General features: G+C 68.0%; 12 protein-coding genes. 8 read left to right on the top strand and 4 right to left on the bottom strand.

Annotated features, from left to right (window positions below; translation table 11 throughout):
• Window positions 1-55: 55 nt before the first annotated feature.
• Window positions 56-2,605 carry an ATP-binding protein gene (locus tag ABD768_RS10000; RefSeq protein ID WP_344839658.1) on the top strand — a complete coding sequence of 850 codons (2,550 nt, stop codon included), beginning with the start codon at window positions 56-58 and terminating at the stop codon, window positions 2,603-2,605.
• Window positions 2,606-2,643: 38 nt separating this feature from the next.
• Here ABD768_RS10000 and ABD768_RS09995 read toward each other — a convergent pair whose 3' ends face one another.
• Window positions 2,644-3,996: an FAD-binding oxidoreductase gene (locus ABD768_RS09995; protein WP_344839657.1), complete on the bottom strand. Its 1,353-nt coding sequence runs from the start codon at window positions 3,994-3,996 to the stop codon at window positions 2,644-2,646.
• A 174-nt stretch (window positions 3,997-4,170) separates the two neighbouring features.
• Here ABD768_RS09995 and ABD768_RS09990 point away from each other — a divergent pair, with 174 nt between their 5' ends.
• Window positions 4,171-6,198, top strand: a complete 2,028-nt coding sequence (locus ABD768_RS09990; protein WP_344839655.1) for a S9 family peptidase — start codon at window positions 4,171-4,173, stop codon at window positions 6,196-6,198.
• On the opposite strand, the gene ABD768_RS09985 is transcribed toward ABD768_RS09990, so the two are convergent.
• Window positions 6,131-7,228 (bottom strand): hypothetical protein, encoded by a 1,098-nt coding sequence (locus ABD768_RS09985; RefSeq protein ID WP_343979689.1) that lies wholly within the window; start codon window positions 7,226-7,228, stop codon window positions 6,131-6,133. The genes ABD768_RS09990 and ABD768_RS09985 overlap by 68 nt on opposite strands.
• A gap of 70 nt (window positions 7,229-7,298) precedes the next feature.
• On the opposite strand from ABD768_RS09985, the gene ABD768_RS09980 reads away from it, so the two are divergent.
• The 3 genes from ABD768_RS09980 (at window position 7,299) to ABD768_RS09970 (ending at window position 10,583) form a co-directional block, all read left to right on the top strand.
• Window positions 7,299-7,748 carry a MarR family winged helix-turn-helix transcriptional regulator gene (locus ABD768_RS09980; protein WP_343979687.1) on the top strand — a complete coding sequence of 150 codons (450 nt, stop codon included), beginning with the start codon at window positions 7,299-7,301 and terminating at the stop codon, window positions 7,746-7,748.
• Window positions 7,745-9,091 carry an MFS transporter gene (locus ABD768_RS09975; protein ID WP_343979685.1) on the top strand — a complete coding sequence of 449 codons (1,347 nt, stop codon included), beginning with the start codon at window positions 7,745-7,747 and terminating at the stop codon, window positions 9,089-9,091. The genes ABD768_RS09980 and ABD768_RS09975 overlap by 4 nt, the downstream gene beginning before the upstream one ends.
• A gap of 94 nt (window positions 9,092-9,185) precedes the next feature.
• Window positions 9,186-10,583 (top strand): mycothione reductase, encoded by a 1,398-nt coding sequence (locus ABD768_RS09970; protein WP_344839653.1) that lies wholly within the window; start codon window positions 9,186-9,188, stop codon window positions 10,581-10,583.
• A 554-nt stretch (window positions 10,584-11,137) separates the two neighbouring features.
• On the opposite strand, the gene ABD768_RS09965 is transcribed toward ABD768_RS09970, so the two are convergent.
• Window positions 11,138-11,497 (bottom strand): VOC family protein, encoded by a 360-nt coding sequence (locus ABD768_RS09965; protein WP_344839651.1) that lies wholly within the window; start codon window positions 11,495-11,497, stop codon window positions 11,138-11,140.
• Window positions 11,498-11,569: 72 nt separating this feature from the next.
• Here ABD768_RS09965 and ABD768_RS09960 point away from each other — a divergent pair, with 72 nt between their 5' ends.
• On the top strand, window positions 11,570-11,704 hold the full coding sequence (locus ABD768_RS09960) for a hypothetical protein (protein WP_344839650.1): 135 nt from the start codon (window positions 11,570-11,572) through the stop codon (window positions 11,702-11,704).
• Window positions 11,705-12,014: 310 nt separating this feature from the next.
• On the opposite strand, the gene ABD768_RS09955 is transcribed toward ABD768_RS09960, so the two are convergent.
• Window positions 12,015-13,418: an LLM class flavin-dependent oxidoreductase gene (locus ABD768_RS09955; protein WP_344839648.1), complete on the bottom strand. Its 1,404-nt coding sequence runs from the start codon at window positions 13,416-13,418 to the stop codon at window positions 12,015-12,017.
• A 186-nt stretch (window positions 13,419-13,604) separates the two neighbouring features.
• Here ABD768_RS09955 and ABD768_RS09950 point away from each other — a divergent pair, with 186 nt between their 5' ends.
• On the top strand, window positions 13,605-14,336 hold the full coding sequence (locus ABD768_RS09950) for a polysaccharide deacetylase family protein (RefSeq protein ID WP_344839646.1): 732 nt from the start codon (window positions 13,605-13,607) through the stop codon (window positions 14,334-14,336).
• 16 nt (window positions 14,337-14,352) lie between these two features.
• Window positions 14,353-14,916 carry an RNA 2',3'-cyclic phosphodiesterase gene (gene thpR, locus ABD768_RS09945; RefSeq protein WP_343979670.1) on the top strand — a complete coding sequence of 188 codons (564 nt, stop codon included), beginning with the start codon at window positions 14,353-14,355 and terminating at the stop codon, window positions 14,914-14,916.
• Window positions 14,917-14,918: the final 2 nt, after the last annotated feature.

Genomic DNA, 14,918 nt, shown 5'->3' with positions numbered 1-14,918 from the left:
ACGGCGCTTTCCGGCTACGCTCCCCCGGGTATACGGCGACTCGGGGGAGTTCGGTGTGAGGCAGGGAAAGGCTCGTTTGATCGAGCGGGACCAGCACGTCCAGGAACTGCTGGACGTGATCGGAGCAGGCGACAGCACGGCCGTCCTGGTCACCGGCGAGGCAGGGATCGGCAAGACCAGTCTGGTCCGGGAGATGGTGGCCCGGGTCGGCCCGGAGTACCGGGTGCTGGTCGGCTCCTGTGACGACTTCCTGGCGCCGCCGCCGTTGCAGCCGATCCGGGACGCCTTCCGGGTCGCGGGCGGCCCGATGGCGACGGCGACCGAGCCGGAGGCGGTGTTCAACGACCTGCTGGCCGAGTTCCGGCGGCCGACCGTGCTGGTGATCGAGGACGTGCACTGGGCCGACGACGCGACCCTCGACGTGCTGCGCTACCTAGTGCACCGGCTCGACCAGTTGCCGGGCGCAATCGTCGTCCTGACCTACCGCGAGGACTCGCTCGACGCCCGGCATCCGTTGCGTGGCTGGCTCGGGTCGCTCGCCGACGTACCGATCCGGCGGATCGGCCTGCAGCCGCTGTCCCCGGCCGCGGTCCGCTGGCTGGCGGCGGGCAGCGGCAGGGACGCCGACGAACTGTACGAACTGACCGGTGGCAACCCGTTCTACGTGACCGAGGTCCTGGCCGGCCCGGTCGACGCGATCCCGGCGACCGTCGTCGATGCCGTTCTGGCCCGTTTCAGCCGGCTCGACAAGGAGAGCCTGGCGGTCGTCGAGCAGCTCGCGGTCATCCCGACGACGATCGAGCTGGAGCACATCACCAGGGTGATCGGCAGCCGGCTGGACGGATTGAGCCAGGCGGAGCAGTCCGGCGTACTGGAGACGCACGGCAACACGATCGGCTTCCGGCACGAGCTGGCCCGGCGGGCGGTCGAGCAGGCCCTGCCGCCGCTCCGCCGCAAGCTGCTCAACGCCCATGTACTCGACCTGATCATGCACTGCGACGACAACGGCCACGGGGCGCGAGTCGTTCACCACGCGGTCGAAGCCGGCAACATCGACGTACTGCTCGAGCATGGTCCGCAGGCGGCCCGCGAGGCCAGCCTTGCCGGGTCGCACCGGCAGGCTCTCGCGCATCTGGAAGCCGTACTGCCGTACGCCAACCGCCTGGACGTGCCGGAGCGAGCAGTGCTGCTCGACGACTACGCGTGGGAGCTCCACATCGCGCACCGGTTCGCCGATGCGGTCCAGGCCGGGCACAAGGCGCTGGCGCTGTTCGGCCAGCTCGACGAGTCCGTCGCGCTGGTGGAGACCCAGATGCGGCAGTCGCGGTTCCTCTACATGGCAGGCGACACGGCAGCGGCGATCGCCATGTCAGACACGGCGATCGCGATCGCATCGCGGGTCGGGACTGTCGCAGTACGGGCCTCGGCCGCTGCTGGTCGGGGGATGCTGCTGGCGCTCACCGGTGATGCTGTCGAGGCGATACCGGAGCTGGAGCGGGCGCACGAGCTCGCCTGCGAGGCGGGGCGGTCGGACATCGACGCGCTGTGCCACAACTACCTCGGCCTGGCCTGGTGCGATCTGGGATCGCCGACCGGGTTGAAGCACCTGCGGACGAGCATCGAGCTGGCGACGCTCACGGGTGACTACGAAGCCGTTGCCCGCGGCTACACCAACCTGGCCGAGATGCTGTACCGCGAGACGCACTGGACCGAGCTGGCCGAGTGCTTGCGGGACGGGCTGGAGTACGTCCGGGAGCGGGGCTTCGGCTCGCATGCCTACAACCTGGAGGTCCACCAGGCATTGCTGGACCTGCGGCTGGGGGAGTGGGCCGCGGCCGAGGAGCGGCTGCGACGGCTGATCGACTCGGTGGACGACCAGGGCATGCTGTCGGTACTGAGCCTGTCCAGCCTCGGCCGCGTACTGGCTCGGCGGGGTGCTCCGGAAGCGGGCGGCCTGCTCGCCGACGTGTGGCAGCGGGCACGGCGGCAGCGGTCGTTGACCGGGCTCGCCTATGCGGCGACGGCGTACGCCGAATGGGCCTGGCTCAACGATCGGCCGGACCTACTGATCAGCATTCGCGAGGAGATCCGGCATCTGACCGAGATCCAGGCGTTCCGCCGGTTGCCCGGGAGCTATGGCTGGACCAATCCGGACGACCCGTACGAGCAGGCGCTCGGGCTGGCCGAGTCGGCCGATCCGGACGACGCGCTGCAGGCGCTGGAGACGCTGGACAGGCTTGGTGCGGCGCCGGCCGCTGCGATGGTCCGGCGCCGCCTGAAGGAGCTCGGCGTGGCTAGGATCCCCCGAGGCGCCCAGAACCCGGCAGAACCCTCGCGGGCTCACCGAGCGCCAGCTCGAAGTACTGGTACTACTCGCGGACGGCCTCACCAACCCGCAGATCGCGGCAGAGTTGGTGCTGTCCACCAGAACAGTCGACCGCCACGTCTCCGCCATCCTCGCCCGCCTCGACGCCCGCACCCGCCAGGAAGCAGCCGCAGCCGCCCGCTCCCTAGGCATCTCCCGAGAACGCTCCGCCTAACGCCGGCTCCTGCGGGCGCTCCCCTTGGCAGCGGCGGCTCCAACCTCGCCGGGGTGGAGTGGTGAGCGGGGCCGGCGAGGACCCCGCTCACCACTGGGGAGGGTCAGACCAGAGGGCGGTTGCCGCGGATCAGGTTGGTGGGGTCGACGCGGTTCTTGATCTCGCGGAGGCGCTGCAGGGTTGCGGCGGGGTAGACGTCTTCGACCGGCTCGCCGTGGGCCATCGTCGGTGGTAGGAGACCGCCGGTCCAGGGTGCCATCCCGCCGACGACGGTGCTGATCTCCGCGTGAAGTGCGGGTGCGTGCTCGGGTGCCATCACCATGCCGCCGAGCAGCAGGAAGTACGGATCGGCCATCGTGCCGACCGCAGACTCCTGCGCGCCCGGCCGGGCGAAGGCGCCACCCACGTGCCGGATCTCCAGCAGCATCAGCGGTGACGGCTGCGGCCGGTCCAGGGCGAGCTCCAGCAGCGCGTCGATCGTCGCCGGGCCGAACTCCTTCAGCATCACGACCTTGCCGACGCCCGGCATCGGGTCCTCCGGCTCCTGGGCGATCTCGCCGACCTTCTCGAGCGGCACCAGGCCGACCGTGTCGACCAGCGGCTCGGCCACGGCACGGATCGGCGCGAGCAGCTTCTCCGCTTCGTCCCCGTCGCCGAGGTAGGTGGAGTCGATCGCGACCATCCAGCGCCCGCGCATCGGCGGCGGGACCATCTCCAGGTCGGGCATGTTGATCAGCCAGGCCCACAGGCTGAACTCGTCCGGCGCGGTCGTGGTCACCTCGCTGAAGGCGCGCAGGAGTTGGCGGGCGTCTTCGGCGTACCACATCATCCGGCCGCCGTAGATCGCCGGCTCGGGCAGCAGTTCGATCTCCATCGCGGTGACGATGCCGAACTCGCCACCGCCGCCGCGCAGCGCCCAGAACAGGTCCGGGAAGGCGTCCTTGGTGACCCGCAGATGGTGGCCCTCGGCATCGACCAGCTCGAACGCGCGGACGTGGTTCGACGCGAAGCCGTGCTTGCGACCGAACCAGCTCACGCCGCTGTTGAGGGTGTAGCCGACCACGCTCGGGTCGCCGCTGCTGCCCGGCAGCGAGGTCAGGCCCGTGCCGGTCAGCGCCTTGTTCAGGTCGCGCCAGCGGACGCCGGCACCGACCCGCGCCACCCCGTCGGCGATGTCGATCGAATCCAGTGCGTTGGTGCGGAGCAGGATCATCGCCTCGCTCCCGGTCGCTTGGGTGGCGCCGTGCCCCACCGGCTGAGCCCCCACGGTCAGCCGGTGGCGGCGCGCCAGGCGGATCGCCGCCTGGACGTCCTCGGTTCCCGTCACGTGTACGACGGCGGCCGGACGCTGGTCGACGAGCAGGAACCACGCCTGCCGCTGCACGTCGTACTCCGGGTCGCCGGGGCCGAACACCTCGCCCTTGACGGCCGCGCGCAACTCCTCGATCAGTGTCATCCGGTCTGCATCCTTCGCTAGTACGTTTCGGTGCCTCCATTGGACGTCGATGGAACCGCTGCCCACATCGGTCACGGCTGCTCACATTTGCGGGTCCGGCTACCCACATCAGCCGGTATTGGTAGACTGTCTGTCATCTGGGTGTCCCTGTCAGGGCTGCCCAGACTCCTGTTTATGGACACCAACGCTTTTCCCACCCAGTCGGCCCGCACCCGCCGCTTCACCCTCGGCCTACCCCGCGACTTCACCCTGTCCCCGGACGGCCACCGCGTACTTTTCCTGCGCTCCCAAGGCCCCGAAGACCCAGTCGTCTGCCTCTGGCTCCATGTCGGCGGTGAGGAACACCTGCTGGCCACCGACGTCGGCACCTACACCACCGACGCCGCGATGAGCACCGTCGCCTACACCACCAACGGCGAACTCTGGAGCCTGACACCTACTGCTGCCGAAGGCGGCTCGCCCAAGCACCTGCCGACCGCAGGTCCGGTGACCGACCCGCGCCTCGATCCCACCGGACACCGGATCGCCTACGTCACAGACCGCGCGCTCAGAGTGATTTCAGTTGCTGATGGCAACGACAAGCTGGTTGCCGCCGACGCCGACCCCGAGGTGAGCTGGGGCGTGGCGGAGTACATCGCCGCCGAGGAGATGTACCGGACCCGCGGACACTGGTGGTCACCCGACGGCACCCAGTTGATGGCAGCCAGAGTCGACCTGACCCCGGTCCAGCGCTGGTGGATCGCCGACCCCGCCAACCCCGCCGAGCCGCCCCGCCAGATCCCCTACCCTGCAGCGGGCACCCCCAACGCCCTGGTCTCACTCCACACCTTCGACCTGGCCGGCGGCTCAACACAGCTGCGCTGGGACAGTACGGCGTACGAGTACCTGGCCACCGCCGACTGGGACGCCCACGGCCCGCTCCTCAGCGTGCAGTCCCGGGACCAGCGCACCCTCCAGATCCTCGCCGCCGACCCCACAACCGGCGATACCCACCTACTGCACGAGCAGCGCGACCCATCCTGGGTGCAACTCATCGATGGTGTCCCCGCCCGCACCGCCTCCGGCAAACTCGTCCACACCGAGGACTCAGGTGAGACCCGTTACCTGACGGTCGACGGCACCCGCGTCACCCCGGACGGCCTGCAACTCCGCGTAGTACTCGACGTCACCGGCGAGTCAGTCCTCTTCCTGGCCAGCGACGAGCCCACCGAATGCCACCTCTGGCTGTACGACGAAACAGGCCTCCAGCAACTAAGCGACGGCCCCGGCTCCCATGAGGGCTACCGCGCCGGCAACACCCTCCTGCTCAGCTCCAACACCGAGGCGGGCCGTACCTACGTCGTACGCCGCAACGGGCAAGACCACCCCATCACCTCCCACCGCGCCACCCCCGCAGCCACCCCACGCATCACCTGGCTGCAGGCGGGCGACCTGCAGATCCGTACCGCCCTACTACTCCCGTCCTGGCACACACCCGGCTCCGCCAAGCTCCCCGTAGTCATGGCCCCGTACGCCGGCCCCGCGATGTCCCTGGTCATGAAGGTCGCCGCCCCCTGGTTCTACAAGGCCCAGTGGTACGCAGAGCAAGGCTTCGCCGTCGTCATCGCCGACGGACGCGGTACGCCGGGCCGCGGACCCGCCTGGGAGAAGACCGTCCACCGCGACCTCCTAGCGGCCCCCATCGAAGACCAGATCACGGCACTGCACGCCGCAGCGGAGTACTGCCCCGACCTGGACCTGACCCGCGTCGGGATCACCGGCTGGAGCTTTGGCGGCATGCTCGCGACCGCCGCCGTACTGCGCCGCCCGGACGTCTTCCACGCAGGCATCTCCGGAGCAGGGCCGGCTGAGCAGCGCATGTACGACACCCACTGGCGCGAGCGCTTCCTGGGGCATCCAGACGAGTACCCGGATGACTACTACCGCTCATCCACCGTCAACGAGGCCGCCAAGCTCGAGCGCCCGTTACTCCTGGTCCACGGCCTTGCGGACGACAACGTATTCGCTGCTCACAGCCTGCGCCTCTCGGCAGCCCTACTGAAGGCAGGTCGCCCGCACCAGTTCCTGCCGCTGACAGGTGCCGCTCACTCGCCCACCGACGAGGCCACAGTGGTCGGCCTGCTCCTGCACGAACTCAACTTCCTGAAGACGATGCTGGGAGTAGGCGAGCCCGCAGCTCCAGGTACTCCGCGCGAGCGGTGAACAGTTCGCGCAGCTCGATGGTGACGTTGTCGAGGAAGTCGGTGCGGTACGTCGCGTCCGTCATCAGCGAGATCGAGTAGTACAGCCCGGTGAAGGTCGCGATACCGGCCGCGACCTTCACCAGCGTCGCGCCGAGCAGCAGCGGATGGTCGAGCAGGATGATCTGGTGCGACCAGCTGCCGGGGTCGATGCCCCACAGCTCGTAGACGTGCCGGCTGATCGCGAGCAGCCCGAAGCCGACGAAGAACAGGCCGACCCCGGCGCTGACCACGAGCACCTGCATCCATTGCCGGATCACCAGGCTGATGCTGAGGTTCAGACGCTGGATCCGGCGCAGCGGCGGACCGGAGCCGGTGTCGCGCTCGATCTGGTCCAGCTCGCGCGGCAGCCGTAGTACCAGGAACAGGTTGCTGAGCACGGCGAAGGCAGCGGCCAGGAAGACGATGAACACCGTCGGCATGCCGGCGAACACCTGCCACATGTCGGCGGTCATGAACAGCACCAGCGAGAACACCAGCAGTAGCGGCAGGGCGCGGACCAGGCTGGCCACCGAGCTCCCCAGCTCGGAGCCGAGCCGGTGCAGGCCCCAGAACGTCGTACCGATCAGGCCGTAGCCGACCACCAGGTAGATCACGCCGACGAGCAGCAGGTTGCCGACGGCCACGCCGAAGAACTGCCGCAGCTGGACCTCGGTGGCCAGCGGCAACAGTGCGGGCAGCAGCACGAAGACGGCCAGCTCCGGGGTGCCGAAGCGGGTCGGGAAGGACCAGAACCGGCGGCCGCGGAAGCGGTTCAGCAGTCCGAAGCCGGCGATCAGCACGGCCAGCCCGCCGATCGCGGCCAGCAGGTTCTGCCACCAGGTCCACTCCAGCGAGGTGGCGCCGAGCATCTCCACCAGGAAGACCAGGACCAGTACCGGCGTCGCCCGGTTGAAGATGTCGTGCGCCGGCGAGAAGTCCTCGACGAACAGCGGCAGGCCCGCGCGCCGGAAGCGCTGCTCGTACCGGGCTAGCTCCGGTGGTGTCCCCATGCGCGGAACCCTAGCGTAGCTGCCCGCTCACCCGCTTTATTTAGCAAAGGTAATGAGTTAAGCTAAAGGCATGCCCGAAATCGTCGCCCAGCAGGTGAAGAGTGATGTCGGGCTGGCCAGCGCCCTGAGGTCGTCCACGTTGCGGTTGTCCCGGCAGATCCGCCGGCAGCGCGTCGAGGGCCACGACCTGACCGCGAACCAGCTCGGCGTGCTCGGCGCGCTCGGCAAACACGACGCGATGACGATCGGCGAGCTGGCCGCGCACGAGCAGGTCAAGCCGCCGTCGATGACGCGGATCGTGTCGAACATGGAGGAGGCGGGCCTGGTGGTCCGCCGGCCGCATGCGACCGACAAGCGCCAGATCGTGGTCGAGCTGACCCAGGCCGCGCACGACCTGATCCACGCCAACCGGCGCCGGCGCGACGAGTGGCTGCAGACGAAACTGAAGAAACTCACCCCTGAGGAGCGCGACATCCTGCGCAAGGCAGCACCTGTTCTCGAACGCCTGGCGGCCCAGTGAGTCCGACCTTCCGCGCGTTCAAGGTCCGCAACTTCCGGCTCTACGCCAGTGGCGCGATCATCTCCAACATCGGCACCTGGATGCAGCGGGTCGCCCAGGACTGGCTGGTCCTGGAGCTGACCCACTCCGGCACCGCCCTCGGCATCGTCACCGGCCTGCAGTTCCTCCCCGCCCTGCTGATCTCCCCGTACGCCGGGCTGATCGCCGACCGGTTCCCCAAGCGCCGGGTGCTGACCATCACCCAGATCGCGATGGGCGCCGTCGCGCTCGTCCTGGGAACGATGACGGTGACCGGCATCGTCGAGGCCTGGCACGTCTACGCGCTCGCCTTCCTGTTCGGGATCGGCACCGCGTTCGACGCGCCGACCCGGCAGGCGTTCGTGGTCGAGATGGTCGGCAAGGACGAGCTCTCCAACGCGGTCGGCCTCAACTCGGCCTCCTTCAACGCGGCCCGGCTGATCGGCCCCGGGCTGGCCGGGTTGCTGATCCACTGGATCGGTACCGGCCCGGTGATCATCATCAACGGCTTCAGCTACGCCGCGGTGATCCTGTCGCTGCACCTGATGCGCTCGAAGGAGCTGCACACGCCGAAGGTGGCGGCCCGGGAGAAGGGCATGATCCGGGACGGGATGCGCTACCTGTGGCGCCGGCCGGACCTGATGATGGTGCTCGTCGCGGTGTTCTTCGCCGGTACGTTCGGGCTGAACTTCCAGATGACGTCCGCGCTGATGGCCACCCAGGCCTTCCACAAGGGTGCGGGGGAGTACGGCATCCTCGGCTCGATCCTGGCGATCGGCTCACTGGCCGGCGCGCTGCTGGCCGCCCGGCGGGTTCGGACCCGCGCCCGGCTGGTGATCGGCGCGGCCCTCGCCTTCGGCGTGATGGTCGTCGTCAGCGGCCTGATGCCGACGTACCTGTCCTTCGCCGTCGTCCTGCCGCTGGTCGGTTTCACCGCCCTGACGATGCTGACCGCGGCCAACGCGACGATGCAGCTGGGCATCGAGCCCACCATGCGCGGCCGGGTGATGGCCCTCTACATGACCGTCCTGATGGGTGGTACGCCGCTGGGCTCGCCCTTCATCGGCTGGATCGGCCAGGAGTTCGGCGCTCGCTGGTCGCTGATCGTGGGTGGATCCATCACGATGCTGGGCACCACCGCCTCGGTCCTGTACTTCTCCCGCCGCCGCGGTCTGGCGATCCGGCCCCGCCTGCTGCCCCGCCCCCGGCTGGACATCCTGACCCCGACGACGGACCTCCTGGGCGAGAAGTCCACCCTCACCGAAACCCCGGTCGCAGCACCCACCTCGCCCCACCCCGAGCCCGCCAAACCCCAGGTGGCCTAGCCCTCGGCTCACCCACGCCGCGGGCGGGGTGAGTCGTAAGGGCCAGATAATGGCTGCCGGTGCGGCGGGTTGGGGGACATGCGCACAATGGGGTGTGACTCATTACGACTTGGTGGTTGTCGGGACCGGCTCCGGGAACACGATCGTGACGAAGCAGTTCGCGGACCGGAAAGTGGCGATCGTCGAGCGCGGCATCTTCGGCGGGACCTGTCTCAACGTGGGCTGTATTCCGACCAAGATGTTCGTCCATACGGCCGACCTGGCGGCGGTACCGTCGCACAGCTCACGGCTCGGGGTCGACGAGAAGCTCACCGGAGTGCGCTGGCCGGACATCCGGGACCGGATCTTCGGGCGGATCGATCCGATCTCCGCCGGCGGAGCGGAGTACCGGGAGCACCACCCGAACAACGTCAACGTCACGCTGTACCACGGCACCGGACGGTTCACCGCTGAGCGCGAGCTGACGGTGACGGCGAACGACGGCGGCTCTTCGGAGGTACTGACGGCTGATCAGTTCGTCCTCGCCGCGGGGAGCCGGCCGATCGTGCCGTTCATCCCGGGGCTGGAGGAGACCGGGTTCCACACCTCGGACACGATCATGCGGCTGCCGTCGTTGCCACGGCGGCTGGGGATCATCGGGAGCGGGTTCGTCGCCGCTGAGTTTGCGCATGTGTTCTCGTCGCTCGGGGTCGAGGTGACGCTGATCGCGCGGTCCGACCGGATGCTGCGGCACGAGGACAGCGAGATCGCGAAGCGGTACACGGAGCTTGCTGCGGAGAAGTACACGGTGAAGCTGCTGCACGAGACGGTGCATGTGTGGCGGCGCAACGACGCGATCGTGCTCAAGACGCTGAGCCCGGCGGGTGCGGACGAGATTCTTGTCGACGAAGTGCTGGTCGCCGTCGGCCGTACGCCGAACTCGGACCTGCTCGACGTCGGCGTCACCGGGGTCGAGACGGAGAAGGACGGCCGGGTGGTGGTCGACGAGTACCAGCAGACGGCGGTGGAGGGGATCTACGCGCTGGGCGACGTCTGTTCGCCGTACCAGCTGAAGCATGTCGCCAACCACGAGGCGCGGGTCGTCCAGCACAACCTCCTGCACCCCGACGACCGCATCAAATCCGACCACCGCTACGTCCCCCACGCCGTCTTCGGCTCCCCCCAGGTCGCGTCCGTCGGCCTGACCGAGGAGGAGGCCATCGACCAAGGCATCCCGTACGCCGTCGGTCGCGAGGCCTACGCCGACATCGCCTACGGCTGGGCCATGGAAGACACCACCGGCTTCGCCAAAATCCTCGCCGACCCCGACAGCGGCTTGCTCCTAGGCGCCCACATCATCGGCCCCCAAGCCTCCACAGTCATCCAGCCCATCATCCAAGCAATGACCTTCGGCCTGGACGCCCACACCATGGCCCGAGGCCAATACTGGATCCACCCCGCCATGCCAGAACTAATCGAAAACGCCCTACTCAACATAAAACTCAAAAACTAAGAACTAAGAGCAACAGCCAAGAGCAACAGACAGGCCCGGCTGTAGCTGTGGTTCAGGCGGTGCCGGGCGTCAGGCTTGCTTGGTTTGCCGAACGACTGACAAGCATTGACCCGCGCCACACGGCTGCGTCAGATGTGTCGACCGGTGACAGCTCGACCGAACTGCTTGCTTGGTTGCCATTCTTGGTCGGCTCATCGGCTGACGTCGGGGAGGATGAAGGCTGGGGGCCGCGCTCGGGACCCAGGCAGCGGCTCCGGGTGGGCGCGCCTCTGGAGTAAGTTCGGCATTGGAGCCGACGACTGCGAGCTGTCTCCGGCTGTTCCGGGCACTGGCAACGAGGTGGGTCTGGAGCTGAGCATCAACAGCCTCGGCCGCGAGCCGACGCCGACCGGCTCGCCACCTGGGACGCCAGGTTCGTGATTGGTCGTGCGGTGGACTGTGGATAGCCGCTATCTGGTAACTAACTTGCGCCAGGCGACGAATAGTTTCCCCGTTGGCCGCATCGCACCTCAGATGAGTCGGGCGGGCGCCCGCCTTGGCGGATGAGTGACCCTCTAGTTGTCGCGGCCTTGCCAGGTTGTTATGCAGGCTTCGTTACCCTCGGGGTCGGCGAGGACCCAGAAGGCAGGTGCCCGGACCTCGGACAGCAGCCGGCCACCTGCAGCGAGTGCGGCTTTGAGGCGGTGGGGGGCCTCGTCGTGGGGGACGGAGATGTCTAGGTGGATGCGGTTGCGTTGGGGGCGAGGGTGGTCCATTTGCTGGAACCAGATCGCGGGGCCCTGGCCTAGGGGGTCAATGAGCGGGTCCGTGGGGCCGTCTGCTTCTGCTTCGGGGGCGTAGCCCAGGGCTGCTTTCCAGAAGGGGCGGATTGCGGCGATGTCCATCGCGTCGATGCCGATCTCCAGGAATTGCACCGATCTCGGTGCTTCCGGGCTGAGGTCAGGGTCGGTGCGTGAGCCGGCTTCCTCTACAACGGCGGAGATCTGATGTGCGAGTTCGACGTCGCGCGTGGTTACCGCGGCATGCTCGCGCGACTGGAGAGTGAGAATCACCCGGCTGGGGCGGAGGTCAACCAGAAGGTGCTGATCGGCGTACTCGCCACCTACCTCCACCGCACGTGAAGCGATCTGGGCTCCCTCGGCCAGTGATCCGACCGGTACGGACGTTCGCAGTGTGCCGAGTAGGAAGCGCCACCCCGCATCGCTGACCGCTTCTGAGGATTCCGTCCGGCTCAACGTCTGCTCCATGGCTACATCCTCCCAGCCCAACCGTCCACGCAGCGCGGCCCACGCAGCGCACCCGAGCGGCCGCAGAGGCGCAGCTCCGGCCGTCCATGCAGCGCAGCCCGACCCGTTCGTGCAACGCAGCCTCGACGGCTTATACAGCGCACTCCGAGCGGCCGCGGTATCGGTTGTGCATCTGGGACCTGGCCTAGCGGAAGGCGGCGATTACTTCGGATGCGGTTTCGAGGGGAGTGAGGTCGTCGTTCAGGTCGGGGAGGGTGAGCATTACCTCGGTTGCGCCTGCTTCGGCTAGTTCGCGGAAGCGGCCTATTTGGTCGGGGATGGTGGCTGCGTTGACGGTGGCGGCGTACTTGGCTGGGTCTTGGTTGCGGGGGCGGAGGCGGTCGACCAGGTCGGTGAGGTGTTGGGGATTCTGGCCGATGAGGGTGGTTGAGAGCTGGGTCAGGCGGGGTGGTTCTTTGCCGGGTGGGGTGTTTGCTTTCAGGTAGGCGGCTTTCTCGCGGACTTTGCCGGCAGGGCCGAAGACGTTGACGGCGTCGGCGTACCGGGCTGCCAGGCGGAGGGTGCGGTTGCCGCTGCCGCCGACGAGGATCGGTAGTGGGTCCTGGAGAGGGCGGGGGTAACAGGCGGTTTCCGGTACGTCGAGGACCTTGCCTCGCCAGGGTTTGTTGCCTGGGCCCCACAACACGGGGAGCAGCTGCAAAGCGTCCTCCAGCAGGGCGTACCGATCGCCGACAGGAGGAAACTCCCAGCCGTATGCCTTGTGTTCGGCCTCGAACCACGCCAACCCCAGCCCACACACCGCCCGGCCACCACTCAGCACATCGAGGGTCGCGACGATCTTTCCTAGGTGCGCGACGTTGCGATAGGTGATCCCGCTGACGAGCGTCCCAAGCTGTACCCGCGACGTACAGGCTGCCAGATACGCGAGCGTCGTCCAGCTCTCGAGGAAGTCCTCCCAAGCCCGCCCGACCTGCGGGATCTGCCGGAAATGATCCATCACATAGATCGCATCGAACCCAGCCGCCTCCGCCGCGGCGCCGACGTCCTTGATCCACTGACCAGTCGTCTTCCGCCCCGCCTTGTGCGTATAGCTGCTCAACTGCAACCCGAACCGCAACCGGGCCGGCGCCTCCCGCTGCCGCTGCGCCGCTTCCCCCGCACCCACGAACGCCTCCGGTACGACGCGTACCGCCGTAGGCGCGAGCACGTCGTCATACCCTTCGCCGGCCAACTCCTTCTTGACCGCTCCCCAAGCCTTGAGTTGCCCGGTCAGCACATCCGCCGGTATCCGCTTCGCCCGCTCCCGATTCCGCCGCCGGCACTCCTCCGCCGGCGTATCGAACCCCACCGCCACACAAGCAATCCCGCGCTCCCGAGCCATCGCCAGCCAATTCAGCCGCCGCTCCCGATCCAGCCCGAGCGTGTCGATCACGGTCGTCAGCCCCCGCCCGACCCGCTGCCGAACCACCTCCTCCAGCAACGCGAACGCATCCGCACTGGCCGCCAGATCGTCTTCCCCGGCCCCGACCAACGCCGCAACCGATCGCTCGACACGATCAGATCCGGCGCGAACGTCTCCGCGGCCCACGTCGACTTCCCCGCCGCCCCCGGCCCCACCAGCACCACCACACAAGGCGCCGGCAGGCTCCGCCCCTCAATCTCCATACCCCAGTCTCACCCCGCGATTCGGGAACGCGCGAACCGGATGGGGACTTTCGGCGTCTCATCTTCTGCAAGGCCCCGAAGCGGGCCGTCTGATCAACGGGGAGTCGTCATGTCACGCAAGCTCGGTGCCTTCATCAACTTCGGCATCGGTTTGTCGGCGGTGTTCGTGATCGTGGGGGCGGTCGCGTTCGGGATGGGGCAGGCGAATCAGGCGGCGGCCAGCGCGCCGGTGAAGACGGTCGCCCCGACGAAGGTGTCGGCTCCGGTTGCCAGTATGCCGGTGACGAAGCCTGTTGTTGCCAGTGGCAAGAAGGTTTTGTACTTCACCTTCGACGACGGGCCGGATCCGGTGTGGACGCCGCAGGTGCTCGAGGTGCTGGCGAAGTACGGGGCTCATGCGACCTTCTTCGAGCTGGGGAGCATGCAGGCGGAGCACCCGGAGCTCAAGGAGCAGGTGCTTGCTGCGGGCAACAGCATCGGGAGTCACTCGATCTCACACGCGCAGTTGACGAAGGTGTCGGCGGCCAAGCGGCATCACGAGATCTTCGACGGGCCGGCCTCGAAATGCTTCCGGCCTCCGTACGGTGCGGAGAACGCGAAGGTGAAGGCCGACATCAAGGCGGCGGGGATGCGGCCGGTGCTGTGGGATGTCGACACGCTCGACTGGCAGAAGCCGGGCAAGCAGGCGATCGTGAACAGCATCCTCACCACCGTCCACAACGGAAGCGTGATCCTGATGCACGATGCCGGCGGGAACCGCAGTCAGACGGTCGCGGCGCTCGACCAGGTGCTGGAAACGCTCCAAGCCCAGGGATATGCCTTCGCGGCGATGGACTGCTGACCTCTAAAGTCGGGGGATGCGACTGTTTGTGGCGGTCATCCCGCCGGTGGAGGTTGTCGAGCATCTGGCCGAGTTCGTCGGCCCCCGAAGAGATCACCCGGACGAGGACCTCCGCTGGGCGTCGGACGAGAACTGGCACATCACGCTCGCGTTCCTGGGCGACGTGCCGGAGTACAAGACCGAAGACCTGGCCGAAGGGCTCGAGCGGGCAGCCAACCGGCAGAAGCCGTTCGACCTCCGGCTCAAGGGGTCGGGAGCGTTCCCGAGCGTGGCGGACGCCCGGGTGCTGTTCACCGGCGTCCAGGACGAGTCCGAGGCCCTGCCGCACCTGGCGATGACAACGCGGTCAGCGGCGAACAAGGCCGGCGTGACCGTGGACGGGCGCAAGTTCACCCCGCACCTCACGCTCGCGCGTTTGAAGCAGCCGATGGACGTGGTCCGGTGGGTGCGGGTCTTCGACACCTACGAGGGACCGTCCTGGACAGCGGAAAGTATCGAGTTGGTTTCATCGCGTCTCGGCGAGGGCCCGAGCCATGGTGCGGCGTACGACACAGTGGGCGAATGGGAGTTCTTAGGCTAACC

It is taken from the genome of Kribbella ginsengisoli (assembly GCF_039537185.1).
In the GTDB taxonomy this organism is placed as follows: domain Bacteria; phylum Actinomycetota; class Actinomycetes; order Propionibacteriales; family Kribbellaceae; genus Kribbella; species Kribbella koreensis.
This window is presented reverse-complemented; position numbering and strand designations above follow the sequence as displayed.

Bases quoted from the DNA above. Each gene is read 5' to 3' on its own strand.
- ABD768_RS09990 (WP_344839655.1), top strand. From the start codon at position 4,171: ATGGACACCAACGCTTTTCCCACCCAGTCGGCCCGCACCCGCCGCTTC.
- ABD768_RS09985 (WP_343979689.1), bottom strand. From the start codon at position 7,228: ATGGGGACACCACCGGAGCTAGCCCGGTACGAGCAGCGCTTCCGGCGC.
- ABD768_RS09960 (WP_344839650.1), top strand. From the start codon at position 11,570: ATGTGCGAGTTCGACGTCGCGCGTGGTTACCGCGGCATGCTCGCGCGA.
- ABD768_RS09950 (WP_344839646.1), top strand. From the start codon at position 13,605: ATGTCACGCAAGCTCGGTGCCTTCATCAACTTCGGCATCGGTTTGTCG.
- ABD768_RS09995 (WP_344839657.1), bottom strand. From the start codon at position 3,996: ATGACACTGATCGAGGAGTTGCGCGCGGCCGTCAAGGGCGAGGTGTTC.
- thpR (WP_343979670.1), top strand. From the start codon at position 14,353: ATGCGACTGTTTGTGGCGGTCATCCCGCCGGTGGAGGTTGTCGAGCAT.
- ABD768_RS09980 (WP_343979687.1), top strand. From the start codon at position 7,299: ATGCCCGAAATCGTCGCCCAGCAGGTGAAGAGTGATGTCGGGCTGGCC.